This is a genomic window from Thermostichus sp. OS-CIW-32, from assembly GCF_054060415.1.
Genome location: NZ_JBSSDD010000007.1, coordinates 1 through 18,380, shown reverse-complemented (window position 1 = coordinate 18,380; position 18,380 = coordinate 1). Strand labels below are relative to the sequence as shown.

15 protein-coding genes and 1 tRNA gene are annotated in these 18,380 nt (G+C 59.9%); 10 read left to right on the top strand and 6 right to left on the bottom strand.

All coding sequences use genetic code 11. From position 1 onward, the window contains the following. The first annotated feature begins 17 nt into the window (after positions 1–17). From groL to ACVWY8_RS09375, 6 genes are all read left to right on the top strand, one after another. Positions 18–1,652 carry a chaperonin GroEL gene (groL, locus tag ACVWY8_RS09400; protein ID WP_011433224.1) on the top strand — a complete coding sequence of 545 codons (1,635 nt, stop codon included), beginning with the start codon at positions 18–20 and terminating at the stop codon, positions 1,650–1,652. A gap of 336 nt (positions 1,653–1,988) precedes the next feature. Beyond that, entirely contained in the window at positions 1,989–2,783 is a 795-nt protein-coding gene (locus ACVWY8_RS09395) for a DUF429 domain-containing protein (protein ID WP_457394394.1), read from the top strand. Positions 2,784–2,897: 114 nt separating this feature from the next. Then, the gene (locus ACVWY8_RS09390; RefSeq protein WP_457394397.1) at positions 2,898–4,061 is read left to right on the top strand and encodes a GuaB3 family IMP dehydrogenase-related protein; all 1,164 of its coding nucleotides are present in this window, start codon (positions 2,898–2,900) and stop codon (positions 4,059–4,061) included. Between the two features lie 41 nt (positions 4,062–4,102). Then, positions 4,103–4,174, top strand: a tRNA-Val gene (locus ACVWY8_RS09385). Between the two features lie 299 nt (positions 4,175–4,473). Then, on the top strand, positions 4,474–6,054 hold the full coding sequence (locus ACVWY8_RS09380) for an iron uptake porin (protein WP_457394399.1): 1,581 nt from the start codon (positions 4,474–4,476) through the stop codon (positions 6,052–6,054). A gap of 445 nt (positions 6,055–6,499) precedes the next feature. Then, positions 6,500–8,083, top strand: a complete 1,584-nt coding sequence (locus ACVWY8_RS09375) for an iron uptake porin (protein ID WP_457394402.1) — start codon at positions 6,500–6,502, stop codon at positions 8,081–8,083. A 132-nt stretch (positions 8,084–8,215) separates the two neighbouring features. Here the strand turns inward: ACVWY8_RS09375 and ACVWY8_RS09370 are convergent, their stop codons facing one another. From ACVWY8_RS09370 to ACVWY8_RS09360, 3 genes are all read right to left on the bottom strand, one after another. Beyond that, positions 8,216–9,055: a DUF6671 family protein gene (locus ACVWY8_RS09370; protein WP_457397039.1), complete on the bottom strand. Its 840-nt coding sequence runs from the start codon at positions 9,053–9,055 to the stop codon at positions 8,216–8,218. A gap of 69 nt (positions 9,056–9,124) precedes the next feature. Then, positions 9,125–10,831 carry a SulP family inorganic anion transporter gene (locus ACVWY8_RS09365; protein ID WP_457394408.1) on the bottom strand — a complete coding sequence of 569 codons (1,707 nt, stop codon included), beginning with the start codon at positions 10,829–10,831 and terminating at the stop codon, positions 9,125–9,127. A gap of 134 nt (positions 10,832–10,965) precedes the next feature. Then, positions 10,966–11,199, bottom strand: a complete 234-nt coding sequence (locus ACVWY8_RS09360; protein ID WP_414383944.1) for a hypothetical protein — start codon at positions 11,197–11,199, stop codon at positions 10,966–10,968. Between the two features lie 191 nt (positions 11,200–11,390). Between ACVWY8_RS09360 and gyrA the strand changes: the two genes are divergently transcribed. The 4 genes from gyrA (at position 11,391) to psb28 (ending at position 16,071) form a co-directional block, all read left to right on the top strand. Further along, positions 11,391–13,919 carry a DNA gyrase subunit A gene (gene gyrA, locus ACVWY8_RS09355; protein WP_457394411.1) on the top strand — a complete coding sequence of 843 codons (2,529 nt, stop codon included), beginning with the start codon at positions 11,391–11,393 and terminating at the stop codon, positions 13,917–13,919. A 186-nt stretch (positions 13,920–14,105) separates the two neighbouring features. Next, entirely contained in the window at positions 14,106–14,471 is a 366-nt protein-coding gene (locus ACVWY8_RS09350) for a DUF760 domain-containing protein (RefSeq protein WP_457394414.1), read from the top strand. A 78-nt stretch (positions 14,472–14,549) separates the two neighbouring features. Further along, entirely contained in the window at positions 14,550–15,725 is a 1,176-nt protein-coding gene (locus ACVWY8_RS09345; protein WP_457394417.1) for a glycerate kinase family protein, read from the top strand. A 31-nt stretch (positions 15,726–15,756) separates the two neighbouring features. Next, positions 15,757–16,071 (top strand): photosystem II reaction center protein Psb28, encoded by a 315-nt coding sequence (psb28, locus tag ACVWY8_RS09340; RefSeq protein ID WP_011433213.1) that lies wholly within the window; start codon positions 15,757–15,759, stop codon positions 16,069–16,071. A 17-nt stretch (positions 16,072–16,088) separates the two neighbouring features. Here psb28 and gatA read toward each other — a convergent pair whose 3' ends face one another. The 3 genes from gatA to ACVWY8_RS09325 all read right to left on the bottom strand — a co-directional run. Beyond that, positions 16,089–17,621: an Asp-tRNA(Asn)/Glu-tRNA(Gln) amidotransferase subunit GatA gene (gene gatA, locus ACVWY8_RS09335; RefSeq protein ID WP_457394420.1), complete on the bottom strand. Its 1,533-nt coding sequence runs from the start codon at positions 17,619–17,621 to the stop codon at positions 16,089–16,091. A gap of 166 nt (positions 17,622–17,787) precedes the next feature. Beyond that, positions 17,788–18,084: a hypothetical protein gene (locus ACVWY8_RS09330; RefSeq protein WP_414342514.1), complete on the bottom strand. Its 297-nt coding sequence runs from the start codon at positions 18,082–18,084 to the stop codon at positions 17,788–17,790. 107 nt (positions 18,085–18,191) lie between these two features. Next, the coding region (locus tag ACVWY8_RS09325; protein ID WP_457397036.1) for a hypothetical protein at positions 18,192–18,380 on the bottom strand (189 nt) is incomplete at its 5' end.

The following is an 18,380-nucleotide window of genomic DNA, read 5'->3' as shown; positions in this document are numbered from 1 at the left end:
CATCGGAGAGGTTGACTATGGCCAAATCAATCATCTTCAGTGAAGAAGCCCGCCGCGCTCTAGAGCACGGCATGGATATTTTGGCAGAAGCCGTAGCCGTTACCCTGGGTCCCAAAGGGCGCAACGTCGTGCTGGAGAAGAAGTTTGGCGCCCCCCAAATCATCAACGACGGGGTAACCATTGCCAAAGAAATCGAGCTGGAAGACCACATTGAGAACACAGGCGTTTCCTTGATCCGGCAGGCGGCTTCCAAGACCAATGACACGGCTGGAGATGGCACCACCACGGCCACGGTCTTGGCTCACGCCATGGTGAAAGAAGGTCTGAAAAACGTGGCTGCCGGCGCCAACCCAATTGCCCTGAAGCGAGGGATCGACAAGGCGGTGAAGTTTTTGGTAGACAAAATCGCCGAACATGCCCGCCCGGTCGAAGATTCCAAAGCCATTGCCCAGGTGGCGGCCATTTCCGCCGGTAACGATGAAGAAGTGGGCCGTATGATTGCCGAGGCCATGGACAAGGTGGGCCGCGAAGGGGTGATCTCCCTGGAAGAAGGCAAGTCCATGACCACCGAGCTGGAAGTGACGGAAGGGATGCGCTTCGACAAGGGCTACATCTCCCCTTACTTCGTCACCGATACCGAGCGGATGGAAGCGGTTCTGGAAAACCCCTACATCCTCATCACCGATAAGAAGATCACCCTGGTGCAAGACCTGGTACCGGTTCTGGAGCAGGTAGCCCGCGCCGGTCGTCCTCTGCTGATCATCGCCGAAGACATCGAGAAAGAAGCGCTGGCTACCCTGGTGGTGAACAAGCTGCGGGGTGTGCTGAGCGTGGTAGCGGTAAAAGCCCCTGGCTTCGGGGATCGCCGCAAGGCTATGTTGGAAGACATTGCCATCCTGACCGGTGGTGAGGTAATCAGCGAAGAGCGCGGCCTGAAGCTGGAGAACGCTCGCCTCGATTCCTTCGGCACTGCCCGTCGCGTCACGGTAACCAAAGACAATACCACCATCGTGGCGGAAGGCAACGAAGCGGCCGTGAAAGCTCGTTGCGAGCAAATTCGCCGTCAAATTGAGGAAACCGACTCCACCTACGACAAAGAAAAACTGCAAGAGCGCCTGGCCAAGCTCTCCGGCGGTGTGGCAGTGATCAAAGTGGGCGCGGCCACTGAAACCGAGATGAAAGACCGCAAGTTGCGCCTGGAAGATGCCATCAACGCCACCAAAGCGGCGGTAGAAGAAGGGATCGTTCCCGGCGGCGGTACCACCTTGGCACACCTGATCCCAGTGGTAACCGAGTGGGCGCAAGCCAACCTGTCCGGCGATGAACTGGTGGGGGCCAACCTGGTCGCCCGCGCTCTGGGCGCTCCGCTGCGCCGCATTGCTGAGAACGCCGGCCAAAACGGCTCCATTGTGCTGGAGCGGGTGAAAGATAAGCCCTTCAACACCGGCTACGATGCTCAGAACGACGCCTTCGTGGATATGTTCGAGGCGGGCATTGTAGACCCGGCCAAGGTTACCCGTTCCGCCCTGCAAAACGCCGCTTCCATTGCGGGGATGGTGCTGACCACCGAAGCAATCGTGGTGGACAAGCCGGAGCCCAAGACCAACACGCCGGCAAGCAGCGGCAGCGGCATGAGTGACTACGACTACTAATCCGTTGACCGCCACAGCGAGGTGGATCCCTGAGGCTCACCGAAGAGCCCATGGGCACTTCGCTTCCTGGCCAGGCATCTTGGATGAATCTTTCGGGATCCCCTAGTGGGATCCCTTTTTTATGGATTTTTATTTTTTATCAAGACAGGCGAGCTGGCGGGATCATTCCCAATACCCATGCAACAGCAGCGCAACTGTCTGTGACGTTGATCCCCCTCTACCTTTGGGAGAGGGGCTGGGGGTGAGGGCGCCGGAGCCATGCAATCGGGAACTGCCTCAAACTGGCTCTTGGAAATGGCTTTGATCTGTCGAACTTGAGGAAAAGGGGAAGGCGGTGTGGCTCAGTTGATTTGCATTGGCCTGGATCTGGCTTGGTCGCCCCGCAACCCTTCCGGTCTGGCCACGCTGCGAGTCCAGCTCGGGGATCCCGGCAGGCAGAACTTGACAGGCCATCTGGTCGATAGCCGCATTCTCCAAACGGATGAGGAGATCCTGGACTACATTCAAGCTCAGGCGGGCGAAGATCCCTGCTTGGTGGCGGTGGATGCCCCCCTGCGCGTCCCCAACCTCAGCGGACAGCGACGGGCCGAGGCCGAACTGAACCGGGTGTTTCGCGCCTATGCAGCCGGGGCCCACCCAGCCAACCGCCGGCTTCTAGAAAAAAACGGCCAGGTGAGAGGGGAAGCCTTGGTGCAAGCCCTAGCCAGTTATGGCTTTCGGGAGCAGGCCAGCATCGAGCGAGGAAAACTTAGCCGCCAAGTGACCGAGGTCTTCCCCCACAGCGCCTTGGTCAGCCTCTTTGGCCTCAGCCGCACTCTAAAATACAAGGCCCGCCCTCGACGCACCTGGCCGGAACGGCAACAAGCTTGGCAACTTTACCAGCATCATCTGCGCTCTCTGGCTGCCGCTGACCCGGCTCTCCAGGGCCACGAGGAGCTGCTCCAAGTGAAGGTGGGATCCCTCAAGAGCCGTCGGCTCAAAAACTACGAAGATCAAGTGGATGCCTTGATGTGTGCTTACATCGCCCTCTACGGGTTCCGCTGGGGATCCGAGCGCTGCCGCAGTTTCGGCAACCTGCAAGAAGGGCACATTTTCACGCCCTTGCCCCCTCGAACCTCTGAGGCTGATTGAGACCCGCTCCGGGATCGCAGGTGGAAATCCCAACCAGAAGAACAAGACTCTCGCTGGCCTTGGATCCCCCCTTGGCGGCATGATAAGAACAAGGATCCGCAGAACAGGGGAACAATGGACGTGCAACTGGGCCGCAATCGGCAGGCGAGACGCGCTTATGGGCTGGATGAGATCGCTCTGGCTCCGGGCAGGCGAACGCTGGATCCCAGCCTGGTGGACACCCACTTCACTCTGGGAGGGATCCAACGGCAAATCCCCATCATCGCCAGCGCCATGGATGGCGTGGTGGATGTGCGAATGGCCATTTTGCTCTCGGAGCTGGGAGCTTTCGGGGTGTTGAACCTGGATGGCATCCAAACCCGCTACGCCGATCCCGATGAGGTGTTGGATCAGATTGCGTCGGTGGGCAAAGACGAGTTTGTGCCCCTAATGCAGCGCCTCTACAGCGAGCCGGTGAAGCCAGAGCTAATCCAAGAACGCATCCGCCAGATCAAAGCTGCTGGCGCCATTGCCGCCGCTAGCTGCGTGCCCGCCCACGCCGCCCAATACGGCCCCCTGGTGGCGGAAGCCGGGGGGGATCTGTTTTTCGTCCAGGCCACGGTGGTTTCGGTGCACCACAAGGTTCCCGAAGGCATGGAACTGCTGGATCTGGCCCGATTTTGCCGGTCGATGCCCATTCCTGTTGTGGTGGGCAACTGCGTTACCTACGATGTCGCTCTGGAGCTGATGCAGGCCGGAGCTGCCGGTGTCCTGGTGGGGATCGGCCCGGGGGCTGCCTGTACCTCCCGCGGCGTGTTGGGGGTGGGAGTGCCGCAGGCTACGGCCATCGCCGACTGTGCCGCTGCACGGGAGCAGTTTTTGGCGGAAACCGGCACCTATGTCCCTGTGATTGCCGATGGGGGATTGGTGACCGGTGGCGACATTTGCAAGGCCATCGCTTGTGGAGCCGATGCAGTGATGATCGGATCCCCCTTGGCCCGCGCCTATGAGGCCCCCGGTCGCGGCTTTCATTGGGGCATGGCCACCCCCAGCCCCATCTTGCCCCGCGGCACCCGCATCCGCGTGGGATCCACCGGCACCTTGGAAGAAATCTTGCGCGGCCCCGCCCGCCTGGACGACGGTACCCACAACCTCTTGGGCGCCCTGCGCACCAGCATGGCCACCTTGGGGGCTGCCAATCTCCGAGAAATGCAGCAGGTGGAGATCTGCATTGCCCCCTCCCTGCTCACAGAGGGGAAGGTGTACCAGAAGGCGCAAAGCCTGGGCATGGGGAAATAGTCCCTTGGGAATGCTAAACTCGGTGGACTGGGATCCCTCGGGGGCGGTTAGCTCAGCGGTAGAGCGCCTGCCTTACAAGCAGGATGTCACTGGTTCGAGTCCGGTACCGCCCATCCCCACCGGAGCTTGCAGCTTGAGAGCTCTGTCTCAGTTTGAGATACACCCGCTAGCCAGAGCCGGATCCCTGAGGTAGAGTAGTGGATATCGAGCCTCGATCATCTACCGCAGTTGGGTCTCGCATTGAGTCTCGCGCAGAAAGTGTGTAAAGTGGTAGACGATGTGGACTTCGGCTGTATCATGTCTTCCCAGAGTCCGCGATTGCCAGGCTCGTTGTTGAGGTAGGCAGTTTGTCGCTTCTATGAGGACATCCCTACAGCCAAAAAGGTGTGAGGAAAAGAACAAGGAGAGAAACATGCCCGCGAAACACGCGAACTACTGGAAAACGCTGCTGGCCGGCACTCTGGGTGCAGCAGCGATCCTGACCCCTGGAGTGGCTTATGCCCAAGCTACCGGGCCGGTCACCTCCATCTCTGAGCTTTCGGATGTGCGGCCCACCGACTGGGCCTTCCAAGCCCTGCAATCCTTGGTGGAGCGCTACGGTTGTATTGCCGGCTACCCTGACCGCACCTTCCGCGGCAACCGGGCCATGACCCGCTTTGAGTTTGCCGCTGGCATGAACGCCTGCTTGGATCGCATCAACGAGTTGATTGCAGCTGGTCTGGCCGATAAAGTCTCCAAGGAAGACTTGGCCACGCTGCAGCGCTTGCAAGAGGAATTTGCTGCTGAGCTGGCAGCCCTGCGCGGGCGGGTGGATGCGGCGGAAGCCGAGATCAACGATCTGAAAGGGAAAATCTTTAACCCAGTCACCAAGCTTAACGCCCAGGTGATCACCGCAATTCTCGGCAGCGCCCTTACAGAAGACCGGGTCGTGCGAGGGAGAGTGGTAGCCGAGCAGAATCAGGCGAACATGACTCTTCCCTATCGGGTACGCTTGAACTTCGATGCTTCTTTTGTGGGTCGCGATCGCCTGCGCATTCGTCTCCAAGCTCGCGATGCGGTAACCACCTTCTTTGAGGGTGACCCAGGCGTTGGCTTCCAAGGAGGCGCGGGCGGTACCTTTACTCTTGCCCAGCTGGTTTATCAATTCCCTGCTTTCGACCGCGCTGCTACTATCTACACGGGCATTACGGGTACGGGAGTGTCTAGCGTTCTGCAGTACAGCACGCCCTTTGATGCCCTGTCGGACTTTGCCGATGCTCCCAACTCTACGGCAGATGTGCCCAGCGGAACCCTATTTGGTTTTCGCTACCGTTTGAGCGACCAGTTTCGTTTAGCCTACGCCTACAGCACCAGAAGAGGTCAAGCTCTGGGGAGAGGCTTTGGCGACAGTGGCTTAACAGGTGATGATAGCGCTCACACCGTCGAGCTGGGCTTCTTGCCAACCAAGGGCTTGGAGTTTTACCTTCAGTTTGCTTCCACCTACCTGCAGCAGGCGAACGACGGCCCCACCTTCCTGGCCACGGGTAAAAGTCTCTTCCGTGGACCGGTAAGAAGAACGCAGGTCAATGTCTCTGCGCGGGTAAACGCCTTTACAGTCGCAGCCAACTGGGAGATCAGCCCTCGCATTACCTTGTCTGGCTGGTTTACGGCTGGCAATGTGGATTACAACTTGCCCAATGTGGTACCGGCTGGTACTGTGGATCCGGGAGAGGAAGACTTTAACGGTTTCCTCCTTGGCTTTGTTTTCCCCGACCTCTTCGTGGAGGGTGCCAAAGGTGGTATTGTGTTTGGCCAGCCAATTGTGACTGCCGACAACGACGGAGTGTGGGATACTCGCCCCTTCGTTGTGGACGTCTACTACAGCTTCCCGGTCAACGAGTACATTACTCTAACGCCTGCTGCCTACTTTGTGAGCAACCCCAATGGCGGCAGACCCGGAGACAACGACCCAACCATTGGGGTGGGGGCTTTGCGAGCTGTGTTTACTTTCTAGTTCTTAAAATCCCTGCGCTGACATCCAAGTTGCTAAGTAGGGATCCACTGGGTTGGATCCCTTCATTGAATAAGAATAATCAACTCCTCTGTGGGGATAAGGATGCTGGCATTGAAGAGCTTGAGGTTGAGCTTAAGACGAGGCCATGGGCTACAAAAAGCGCACTGCGTGAGATCTGCCCAGGTCTTTGCCACAGGCTCGGTGTAGGTGTGAGAATGGCGGGAACAGATACCCATGTCTTGGCCACAGATGTGGGGACACCGCATTAACTGTAGGGCAGGCCGGACAGCAAGAGGATGTGGACTTCGGCTGTATCATAATCTCCACATCATGTCTTCACCGAAGTCCGCAGTTGCCAGACTTGTTCTTGAGTTAGGCAATTGGTTACCTCTAGAAGACATCCCTACAGCCAAAAAGGTGTGAGGAAAAGAACAAGGAGAGAAACATGCCCGCGAAACACGCGAACTACTGGAAAACGCTGCTGGCCGGCACTCTGGGTGCAGCAGCGATCCTGACCCCTGGAGTGGCTTATGCCCAAGCTACCGGGCCGGTCACCTCCATCTCTGAGCTTTCGGATGTGCAGCCCACCGACTGGGCCTTCCAAGCCCTGCAATCCTTGGTGGAGCGCTACGGTTGTATTGCCGGCTACCCTGACCGCACCTTCCGCGGCAACCGGGCTATGACTCGCTTTGAGTTTGCCGCCGGTATGAACGCCTGCTTGGATCGCATCAATGAGTTGATTGCAGCCGGTTTGGCCGACAAAGTCTCCAAGGAAGACTTGGCCACGCTGCAGCGCTTGCAAGAGGAATTTGCTGCTGAGCTGGCAGCCCTGCGCGGGCGGGTGGATGCCCTGGAAGCCGATGTTACTGATTTGAAAGGGAAGGTCTTCAACCCGGTTACCAAGTTGAATGCCCAAGTCATCGCCGCTGTTGTAGGCAGCGCTCTCACGGAAGACAGAGTTGTTGATGGGAAGGTAGTAGCAGAGCAAAACCAAGCCAACATGACTCTTCCCTATCGGGTACGCTTGAACTTCGATGCTTCTTTTGTGGGTCGCGATCGCCTGCGCATTCGTCTCCAAGCTCGCGATGCTGTGACTGAGTTCTTTGATGGGGATCCCGGCCTTGAGTTTGGCGGCCGTGGCGGCGGCACTTTCACCCTGGCCAAGCTGATCTACCAATTCCCAGCTTTCAACCGAGCAGCTACCATCTACACGGGTATCGTTGGCTCAGGTGTGTTCGATGTATTCAACTACAGCACACCCTTCGAAGCTCTCTCCGACTTCGCCGACGCTCCCAACTCCACGGCGGATGTGCCAGGTGGAGCTCTGTTTGGCTTCCGCTACCGCCTTTCCGATCAACTGCGCTTGGCCTACAGCTACAGCACCAGGAACGCTCAAGCTTTGGGCAAGGGCTTCGGCGACAGCGGTATAACCGGTAGCGACAGTGCCCACGCGGTAGAGCTGGGCTTCCTGCCGAATGAAAATCTAGAGATTTACCTGCAGTTTGCCAGTACCTATCTGCAGACGGCAAACGATGGCCCTGAGTTCTTGGCCAACGGTACAGCTCTTTTCCGTGGCCCTCTGAGAGTAACCAATGTGTCCACCTCTGCACGGGTGAACGCCTTTTCTGTGGCTGCCAACTGGGAGATTACCCCCCGCGTCATCGTATCTGGCTGGTTTACTGCTGGCAATGTGGATTACAACTTGCCCAATGTGGTACCGGCTGGCACCATCGATCCGGGTGATGAAGATTTTAACGGGTTCCTGTTTGGCTTTGCTTTCCCGGATCTCTTCATTGAGGGTGCTCAGGGCGGTGTGGTGTTTGGCCAACCGATTGTCAGCACCGAGGAGGGAGTTTTTGACAGCCGTCCTTTCATCGTGGATGTTTACTACAGCTTCCCGGTGAACGAGTACCTCACCCTTACCCCGGCAGCCTACTTTGTGAGCAATCCCAATGGTGGGCCTAGCAAGTCTGGGGATACCGATCCAACCATCGGCGTGGGTGTCTTGCGGGCTGTGTTTGCTTTCTAGTTCCCAGAGTCCTTACGCTGACATTCAAGTCGTTAAGTTAAGTAGGGATCCACTGGGTTGGATCCCTATTTTCTTACATCAGCCCCTCTGGGGGGATGAAAGCCTGGGCTTGACGTCAAGCTTGGGACAAAGCTAGGGATTACAAAAGGCACACTGAGCGGGATCCGCCCAGGGCTCTGCCACAGGCTCGGTGTGGGTGTGGGAACAGCGGGCACAGCCATAGATCCATGCCTTGGTTACAGGGGTGGGAGCACCACACTGGCCGCAGGGCAAGCCTGCCAGGGGGCGGATGCGCCAGTAGCCGGGAGTGCCGCAGGCTGGACAAAGGCTTTGGGCTTTGGCAATGAGGTTTTGGGTGGCTGCCGCGATGACCTGCAGGCGGGTTGGGTTGCACATGGCCCGCATGTCGGTTTCCAGATGAAGGCCCCCTTGCCGAGCCAGCAGCTCCCCCACCACCTGCTTCAGGGTTGCTTCGTCTTGGATTCCTTTGTGGATAACCTGGGGCTTTTCTGGCTGGTCGAGGGCGATCAGGGCGTGCTGGGGAAAACCCGCCCTTTGGGCAAAGTCCAGCGCTTCTGCCCAGCTCTGCACCCAGCGATGGCTGAAATTGGTTTGGGTGCTCTCTGCATAGCCGACCAGCTCCAAGGGCTCCGCGCCGGGTTCAAAAACCCTGAGCATGACCCACTCCTGATTCCAAGGGATCCAAGGGATCTGGGGGTGGGGGCCAAAGGATCCCTCGCTGGCCAAGCCCAGAGCTTCAGGATAATCCTGCAAAGCCCTTGCAATCTTCAGGCGCAGAGTGTGGATGGGATCCCCCGGTCGGGGCCGCTCCCGCGAGAAGGTGCCCAGTTGGTCGGTGTCAAAAGTTGCTACTTGGACTTGAATCCCCAAATGTTCGGCCAAGAGAGGGCCGATGACCTGCTCTTTGCGATGCATGGTTGCCAAGTAGGCGACCCGACCCTTCCATTGCATAGACTCAGACTTAACCTAGATCTGGCAAACGGATCCCGCAGCTTTGTGGCTCAGGCCAATTGGGGTTACTCAAACCAGGGGACTGGCCTCGAGCGGCAAGCCCAACTGGGCAACAGCCTCGGCCAAAGCCACCTCACGGCTGTCCACAAACCGCTCTGGGGGCAGCGGCAAATGTAGGTTTTCCAGGCGCTGCCGGATCCGGCCCTTGGCCCCAACAATCCACACCTGTTTGCCCCGATCCAGGGCCTCGCGAATGGCATTTTCCAGGGATAGCGTTGCGGAAACGCCCAGCATCGGCACATCCGACAAATCCAGCACCAAGGCTTGGCAGGAGGCCACCGCCTGATGTTGGCGGGAAATGGCTTGGGAAACCCCGAAGATCATCGGCCCGCTCAGGTAAAACAGCAACACCTGCCCGCATCCCTGGCGCAGCAATTCCCTCTCACGGGGAGTGAGATCCACCGCATCATCGGCATCGGTAATGGCTTTCACCTCTTCGGAGTGGATCTCGCTGAGGCGTTGAATGGTGAGCAAGTTGGCCACAAACACTCCCACTCCCACTGCAGCGATGAGATCCACAAACACCGTCATGAACATCACCCCGTACATAATGGCTGCCCCTTTGAGGGAAAGCCGGTGGGCCCGCTTGAGGAAGCTCCAGTCGAGGATATCCACCCCCACCTTGAGGGCGATCCCTGCCAGCACCGCCATCGGGATCCCTTGCGTGAGGGGAGCCGCAAACAGCACCACCATCAGCAGGATTAACGCTCGGGTAATGCCGGCTAGAGGGGTACGTCCCCCCGACTGGATATTCACCACCGTGCCCATGGTGGCGCCGGCTCCCGGTAAGCCCCCCAGGAAGCCAGAGACAATATTGGCAATCCCCTGCCCGATCAGCTCTTGGTCGGAGTCGTGGCGGGTGCGGGTGAGGTTATCGGCAATGACTGCCGTCAAGAGGGTATCGATGCAGCCCAGCATCCCCAGCACCACTCCATCCAGCACCAAGTTGGCCAGGGAGGAAAAGGGCAACTGCGGCCATTGCACTTGCGGCAAGCCAGTGGGGATGGAGCCGATGCGCCGTAGATCCGCATCGGCCATGAACAAGCTGGCCACCAGCGTTCCCAGCACCAAAGCCACCAACTGCGGCGGCACCACCCGTCGCCAGGGCTTGGGATAGCCAAAAAGGATGGCAAGCGTCAGCAGCCCCAGCCCCAGCTCTGGCATCTTGAGGTTGAGCAAGTAGGTCGGCAGGTTCTGCACCGACCCAATCACTCCCCCCTGGCTGGCGTGGCCCAGCAGCGGCGGGATCTGCAGCAAAATCATGATCCAGCCGATCCCGGACATAAAGCCGGAGATAACGCTGTAGGGCATGAGGGTGATGTATTTACCCAGTTTCAGGGATCCAAACAGGATCTGAAATAAGCCCCCCAGCATCACCACGGTGAAGGCCGGCCCCAGCCCCTGCTCCGGGTAACGAGCTGTAACATTAGCAACCACCGCCGTCATCATCACAGTCATCGGCCCGGTGGGTTCGGAGATGAGCGTGGGCGTACCCCCAAACAGAGCCGCAAAAAAGCCCACACACACTGCTCCGTACAAGCCCGCCACTGGCCCTGCCCCCGAAGCCACCCCAAAGGCCAAGGCCATCGGCAAGGAAACAATCGCTGTCGTCAGCCCGCCGAAGAGATCCCCGCGCCAGTTGTCTAGGCTCAGACGTCGGTGCCAATCCAGAAATCTCTTGCCGCCGGACTGTTGTTCTTTCGCTTGGCTCAGCATGCCCCAAAGCCCTCCACGCTATGGGCAGCCTATCATTGAACGTTACTATAGAGATCACGCTAGATGATAGGTTTTCTTCTATGATTTTCCTCAGGGATCCCTATCTGGATCCCACTCAGAGTGAGGCATGGGGCTCAAGCTGGCAGAGTGGTGTGAAAGTGAGAGTAGTCCACATAGCGATGCCCATTGCTGTCCAGGTGGAGAATATCGGCAAATCGGTGGTTCCAGAGAATCTCATCGGCCAAGTAGGAGTGGCGAGCATGGATGGTTTGGGAAAAGGTATCGTCGATGCCGGTCAGGGTAATGATCAGCTCCGCTTGGCCCACCTGTAAATCTCGATCCATGAGGCTGTAGAGAGGGCCGCCGATGAACCACCGAGCCTCTCCTACTGGAAGTCAGCCAGCCTTCACAAAGGGCGAATGGTAGACTGGGAATACAAAAGCTTTCTGCTCAATTCAATCACCTTCAGTCTGCCACGGCCAAGGTTGGCTTCTCGATAAACTTCCATGAACCCACTGCGCCAAGGCCGACTGGGATCCCTTACGGATAACCCAACCCCATGAGCGACAACGAATCGACGGCGCGCATCATCTCTACCGACCTGCAGCGGGAGATGTCGCAGTCCTACCTGGAATACGCCATGAGCGTGATCGTCGGGAGGGCTTTGCCAGATGCGCGGGATGGCCTGAAGCCGGTGCACCGCCGCATTCTCTACGCTATGCACGAGTTGGGCCTGACGGCGGATCGCCCCTTCCGCAAGTGTGCCCGCGTGGTGGGGGATGTAATTGGGAAATACCATCCCCATGGGGATCAGGCCGTCTATGATGCGCTGGTGCGCATGGCTCAAGATTTCTCCATGCGGGAGCGGCTGGTGGATGGGCATGGCAACTTCGGCTCTGTGGACAACGATCCGCCGGCAGCCATGCGCTATACCGAGTGTCGGCTGACTGCCTTTGCCCAAGAAGCCCTGCTCCAAGATATTGACGCCAACACTGTCGATTTTGTGGGCAACTACGACGGATCCCAGCAAGAACCCCTGGTGCTGCCGGCGCGGATCCCGCAACTGCTCTTAAACGGCTCTTCCGGCATTGCCGTGGGCATGGCCACCAACATCCCGCCCCACAACTTGGGCGAATTGGTGGACGGCCTGATCGCCCTCATCCACAACCCCAACCTGACCAGCCTGGAGTTGATGCAGTGGATCCCGGCCCCCGACTTCCCCACCGGGGCGCTGATCATGGGCCAGGAGGGCATCCGCGAAGCCTACACCACCGGGCGCGGCTCCATCACCCTGAGGGGGGTGGCCACCGTCGAAACCATAGAGCAGCGGGGCCGACCGGTTCGGGATGCCATCATCATCACCGAGCTGCCCTACCAGACCAACAAGGCAGCCATGATTGAGAAGATCGCCGAGCTGGTCAACGAGAAAAAACTGGAAGGCATTGCCGACATCCGCGACGAGAGCGACCGCAGCGGCATGCGGGTGGTGATCGAGCTAAAGCGGGATGCCCAAGCCCAGGTGGTGCTCAACAACCTCTACAAGCAAACCCCCCTGCAGGCCAACTTTGGGGTTAACATGCTGGCCATCCTCAACGGCGAGCCGCGCACCCTGACCCTGCGGGATGCTCTACAGGCTTTTCTGGACTTCCGAGAGGGGGTCATTGAGCGGCGCACCCGCTACGAGCTGCAAAAAGCCGAGGAGCGGGATCACCTGCTGCAGGGCTATCTCTTGGCTTTGGGGCAGTTGGATCGGGTGATTGCCCTCATTCGGGGAGCCGCCGATACCGCCACAGCCCGAGAGGAATTGCAGGCGGTGTTGGGCCTGAGTGAAGCCCAAGCCGACGGGATCCTGCAGATGCAGCTGCGCCGCCTCACCGCCCTGGAAGCGGAAAAAATCCAGGCCGAGCACGAAGACTTGGTGAGGCAAATTGCCGACCTGCGGGATATTCTGGCCCGCCGAGAACGGGTGATGCAGATCATCAGCGAAGAGCTGCAGCAGCTCAAAGCCCGCTTTGCCAGCCCGCGCCGTTCCCGCCTCTGTTTGGAGGATGGGGAGCTGGGAACGGATGATCTGATCGAAAATCGGGAGACGGTTATCTTTCTAACCGAGCAGGGCTATATCAAGCGCATGGGCCTTGAGGAGTTCCAGGTGCAGGGGCGAGCCACCCGCGGCAAAGCCGGCGCCCGCATCAAAGAAGACGATGCCATCGAACAGTTTTTTGCCTGTCGCAGCCACGACACCATCCTCTTTTTCACCAATCGGGGCGTAGTCTATACCCTGCCCGCCCACCAGATCCCCCAGGGGAGCCGCGCCGCCCGTGGCAGCGCCATCGTTCAGTTGCTGCCGATCACCCGGGAAGAGCGGGTTACGTCCATGGTGCCGGTGAGCCAGTTCAGCGACGACGAATATCTGGTGATGCTCACCCGCGGCGGCTACATCAAAAAAACGGCCCTCAGCGCCTTTGCCAATGTACGCTCCAACGGCCTGATTGCCATCTCTCTGGAAGAAAACGACGAACTGCGCTGGGTGCGCCGCGCCCGCTCCAGCGATGATGTGGTCATGGCGACCCGCCAAGGCATGTCCATTCGCTTCCCGGCGGATGACGAGCAACTGCGCCCTCTGGGACGGGCCACCCGGGGCGTGCGGGCCATTACCCTCAACGCCGGCGATGACATCGTCAGCATGGATATTATCTCTGCCGAATCGGTGATGGCTGCCGAGCGAGAGGGGGAGAAGCTGGCTAACCCTTGGGTGCTGGTGATCACCAAAGAAGGGCGGGGCAAGCGCTCGGCCATCGACAATTTCCGCCAGCAAAACCGCGGCGGCAAGGGGGTGATCGCCACCAAGTTCCGCCAGGCGTCGGACGAGCTGGCGGCCCTGCGCATCGTCAATGCCGAAGACGAGATCCTGTTGGTAACCGCCAGGGGCATTGTCATGCGCCAGTTGGCCAAGGCCATTCCCACCCAGTCCCGCGAGGCGACCGGGGTGCTGGTGCAGCGCCTGGATCCGGAAGACAGCATTGTGGGAGTTACAGTGGTACCCGCTGCCTTGGTTGCCGAGGAGGAGACCTCAGAAGCCAGCGCTTGATCCCCGGCCGTTACTTAGGTACGGCATTTGCCGCCGCAGAAGGGTGGGATCCCGTACCGGAGAGGGTGAGGATGGGGTGTTACCTTTGGGATAGCCCAAATTCCGGGAACGGCGAAGGTCTGTGGGATCAGGCCGAGCGCCCTAGTTTGGGCTACACCTGCTGTGTTTGTGGAGCTGGGTTACTCCATGGCGAGCCCGTTGAATTTCATCCCTGGTTTTGAGGCAGTGCAAACTCCGAGCCCCGACAACCGGCTCTGGCAATACTTGCAGTCTCAGGATCCCAGTGTCTTTCAGGATATTGCCCGCAATTCTTCTCCGGAAGTGCTGGAGATCTTGGGCCACAACATCCGCAGCTTGGTGGGGAGCTTGCCCTCCGATCAATTCGGGGTTCAGATCATCACCAACCGCGAGAGCTTGGCCAAAATGCTCTCCGGCGCGATGATGGGCGGCTATTTCCTGCGGGTCATGGAGCAGCGCCTAGCCCTGGAGCAATCCTTGGGCAGCTCGCCCGCTTCCGACTCTTCTTCTCAGCCGGAGGCCGACCATTCTTAGCCGCCCGAGTTTGAGCTGCTTTCCGCCGGGAGCTGTTGCAGATCAGACGTTGAGTCCATCGAGTTCGGGCTGGGAAAGATGGGATCCGAATTCGAGCGTGCGCCCCGGCGGATCTTGGTTTGCCCGGATAGTTTTAAGGGATCCCTAACAGCCACGGCGGCGGCAGAGCACATAGCCCATGGGATCCAACAGGTGCTGCCGGAAGTCGAGGTGGAGCGGATCCCCTTGGCGGATGGGGGAGAGGGCACCCTAGAGGCACTGCTGCCGACGCTGGGGGGAGAGAAGAAGGGCCTATGGGTCACCGGCCCCCTGGGGGATCCCGTCTGGGCGGAGTACGGGGTGGCAGGAGAGCTGGCCCTGTTGGAGCTGGCCCAGGTGGCTGGCCTGACCTTGGTGCCACCGGAGCGGCGGGATCCCACCCGCACCACCACCTACGGCCTGGGGGAGCTGCTGCGGGCTGTTTGCCGCGATCCCATCGCTGAGATCTGGATAGGACTGGGGGGATCCGCCACCGTGGATGGAGGGGCGGGCATGGCGCAGGCCTTAGGCTATCGCCTGTTGGATGGAGCTGGGGATCCCATCGGCTGGGGTGGGGCGGAGCTGGCCCGGCTGGCGCGCATCGAGCCCCCCGAACAGCCTGGTTGGCAGGGGAAACGGGTCCGCGGCCTCTGCGATGTGCAAAACCCCCTCACTGGCCCGTTGGGAGCCGCCGCCGTCTTTGCCCCCCAGAAGGGCGCCACCCCTTCCCAGGTGCAGCAGTTGGAGCAGGCGCTGCAGCAGTGGGCTCAAGTGGTGGAGCGAGATTTGGGCCAGGCCGTGGCCGGGATCCCGGGGGCCGGAGCCGCAGGCGGCTTAGGAGCAGGTCTGGTGGCTTTTTTGGAGGCCACTCTGGAGTCCGGGATCCAGCTCTTGGCGCGGCAATTGGCCCTGCCGGAGCGCATCCGCCGCTGCCATCTGGTCGTCACCGGAGAGGGCTGCCTCGACGAACAAAGCACGATGGGAAAGGTGGTGGGGGCCGTGCTGGAGCAGGCTATCCAAGCCCAAAAACCCCTGCTCATCCTCTGTGGCCAGGTGACTCCGGCAGCGCGCACTTGGTTGGCAGCCCAACCTCTTCCCCTTCGGGTTGGCGCCCTGTGCGACCGGATCCCCGATGTGGCAGAAGCCCAACGGCAGGCCGGCCATCACCTGGAGCAGATGACGGCCCAGGAGCTGAGAGATTTTCTGGAGCAGGATGCGGGGATTGGCCGGTTATAATGGCTTAAATCATCATGTTTCGTAGGACATCATGGCCAGTATCGAGTTCTCCCCCGGCATCCAAGAGGTGCCCACCCAGGTGCGAGTGCTGAAATCCAAGACCGGCAACCGGGGATCCGCGATTTTCCGCTTCGAGGATCTAAAATCCGATACGCAAAACATCCTCGGCATGCGGATGATCGATGAGGAAGGGGAGCTGACCACCCGCAACATCAGGGCCAAGTTCCTGAACGGGGAATTCAAAGCCCTGGAAGTGACCTACGACATGGAAACCGAGGCAGAGTGGGATCGCTTCCTGCGCTTTATGGAACGCTTTTCAGCGGCCAACCAGATGGGCATGGCCTAGTTGCCGCCCTTCCCGCCTCAGCTTTTGGATTTTTTGCTCCTTTTGCCGGATCTGCGCTTGGCTTGAGGTTGGCCGGGATCGGATCCCTGGCCTTCTTCAACTGAGGGCTGCCCCAGCGGCGGCCGTCGCTTGTGCCAGTCGGTGCTTTGCTCGTAGGCATAGGCCACGCGGAGCACCTTGCTCTCCTGTAGGGCATTGCCCACAATTTGCAGGCCAATGGGCAGGCCATCGGCAAACCCGCAGGGCAGGCTCAGCCCCGGCAAACCCGCCAGGTTCACCGGGATCGTCATCAGGTCGCAGAGGTACATGCTGAGGGGATCCTCCCGCTCGCCGAGCTTGAAGGCTGGGGTGGGGGTGGTGGGGCTGACCAGCACATCCACCTTCTCGAAAGCCTTGAGGAAGTCCTGCTTGATGAGGGTGCGCACCTTCTGAGCCTTGAGGTAGTAGGCGTCGTAGTACCCCGAGGAGAGGGCATAGGTGCCGATCATGATGCGCCGCTTGACTTCTGGCCCAAAGCCGTGGGCGCGGGTCTTGCCATACATGGCCAGCAGCGAGTCGGCAGGTTCCCGCAGGCCGTACTTTACCCCGTCGTAGCGGGCCAAGTTGGCAGAGGCTTCCGAAGGGGCGATGATGTAGTAGGTGGCCAGGCCATAGCGAAAACTGGGGCAGTCGATCTCCAGGATCTCCGCCCCCAGCTCCTGCAGATGTTGAATGGCCGCTTGCACGGCAGCGCGGGTCTCCTCGCCGCATCCTTCCCCCAGCAAGTCGCGGATCACCCCGATTTTGAACCCCTTGATGTCCGGGATCAGAGCCTGGCTATAGTCCGGGATATCCACCTTCAGGCTGGTGGAGTCCATCGGGTCATGGCCGGCGATCCCCTGCAGCAGCAAGGCCACATCCTCCACCGTGCGCCCAAACGGCCCCACCTGATCCAAAGACGAAGCAAAGGCCACCAGCCCGTAGCGAGACACCAGCCCGTAGGTGGGCTTGAGGCCCACCACCCCACAAAAAGCTGCCGGTTGGCGGATGGATCCCCCCGTATCCGAGCCCAGGGCCACCACCGCTTGGTCGGCAGCCACCGCCGCCGCCGATCCCCCAGAGGATCCCCCTGGCACCCGCGTCAGATCCCAGGGATTGGCCGTGCGCTGAAAGGCCGAGTTTTCCGTGGAGCTGCCCATGGCAAACTCGTCTAGGTTGGTCTTGCCCACCGTCACCATGCCCGCAGCCGCCAGCCGCGCCGTCACTGTTGACTCGTAGGGGGGAATGAACCCCTCCAGCATCCGGGAGGCACAGGTGGTGCGGATCCCTTGGGTACAGAGGTTGTCTTTGACAGCTAACGGGATCCCGGCCAAAGGGCCGATCGCCTCCCCGGCCCGAATGCGGGCGTCCACCGCCCTGGCCTGTTGCAGAGCCAGTTCCTCGGTCACAGTAATAAAGCTCTTGAGCTGCGGCTCCAGTTGGGCCAGGCGCTCCAGGTACTCGCGGGCGATCTCTTCGGCAGAGCGCTCTTTGGTTACCAACTGCCTGTGGAGGGCACGGATGACAGACATAGGCAAACTCGTGGGGAAGGGCAAATGCCAGTGAGGCCAGACAAAGTTCCTCTAGATTAATCTAGGTGGGATCCCTTCCTACCCAAAATCCCGCCAATTTTCCCTCTCCCTGAGAGAGAGGGGCTGGGGGTGAGGGCGTCGGCAATGCAGAGCGCTTGGGCCCAAGCTACCGCCGTTCCAAAAAGTCGCGGCGCAGATCCCGAATCTCCTGCCGCATCTCCCGCATCTCTTGGGCCATCTCGTCAGTGCGCCGTTCCAAAGCTTCGGTGCGGCGCTCCACAGCTTCCGTGCGCCGTTCAATGGCTCGGGTGCGCTCGTCAAAGCGATCCAGCGCCTCCCGGAAAAACTGTGCCAGCATCGCCTGCCCTTCCCGCAGCTCTTGGATCAAAACCTGCTGGTTTTGCTGGGCAGCTTGCAACTCCTGGACGGCCCGAATCAGCCACTGCTCTTGCTCAGGTGTCATGGTTACCAAGGCGCTACAGAACAAGGAAATCCTACCACCCTAAATCTCCTCCTGGGAGAAGGATCCGGGGATGGTTACACTAGCAACGCGGAGCGCTTGGGCCCAAGCTACCGCCGTTCCAAAAAGTCGCGGCGTAGATCCCGAATCTCTTGCCGCATCTCCCGCATCTCTTGGGCCATCTCGTCGGTGCGCCGTTCCAGGGCTTCCGTGCGCCGTTCAATGGCTCGGGTGCGCTCGTCAAAGCGATCCAGCGCCTCCCGGAAAAACTGTGCCAGCATCGCCTGCCCTTCCCGCAG

Bases quoted from the DNA above. Each gene is read 5' to 3' on its own strand.
- ACVWY8_RS09345 (WP_457394417.1), top strand. From the start codon at position 14,550: ATGGGATCCGAATTCGAGCGTGCGCCCCGGCGGATCTTGGTTTGCCCG.
- gyrA (WP_457394411.1), top strand. From the start codon at position 11,391: ATGAGCGACAACGAATCGACGGCGCGCATCATCTCTACCGACCTGCAG.
- ACVWY8_RS09365 (WP_457394408.1), bottom strand. From the start codon at position 10,831: ATGCTGAGCCAAGCGAAAGAACAACAGTCCGGCGGCAAGAGATTTCTG.
- groL (WP_011433224.1), top strand. From the start codon at position 18: ATGGCCAAATCAATCATCTTCAGTGAAGAAGCCCGCCGCGCTCTAGAG.
- ACVWY8_RS09330 (WP_414342514.1), bottom strand. From the start codon at position 18,084: ATGACACCTGAGCAAGAGCAGTGGCTGATTCGGGCCGTCCAGGAGTTG.
- ACVWY8_RS09375 (WP_457394402.1), top strand. From the start codon at position 6,500: ATGCCCGCGAAACACGCGAACTACTGGAAAACGCTGCTGGCCGGCACT.
- ACVWY8_RS09350 (WP_457394414.1), top strand. From the start codon at position 14,106: ATGGCGAGCCCGTTGAATTTCATCCCTGGTTTTGAGGCAGTGCAAACT.
- psb28 (WP_011433213.1), top strand. From the start codon at position 15,757: ATGGCCAGTATCGAGTTCTCCCCCGGCATCCAAGAGGTGCCCACCCAG.
- ACVWY8_RS09380 (WP_457394399.1), top strand. From the start codon at position 4,474: ATGCCCGCGAAACACGCGAACTACTGGAAAACGCTGCTGGCCGGCACT.
- gatA (WP_457394420.1), bottom strand. From the start codon at position 17,621: ATGTCTGTCATCCGTGCCCTCCACAGGCAGTTGGTAACCAAAGAGCGC.
- ACVWY8_RS09390 (WP_457394397.1), top strand. From the start codon at position 2,898: ATGGACGTGCAACTGGGCCGCAATCGGCAGGCGAGACGCGCTTATGGG.
- ACVWY8_RS09370 (WP_457397039.1), bottom strand. From the start codon at position 9,055: ATGCAATGGAAGGGTCGGGTCGCCTACTTGGCAACCATGCATCGCAAA.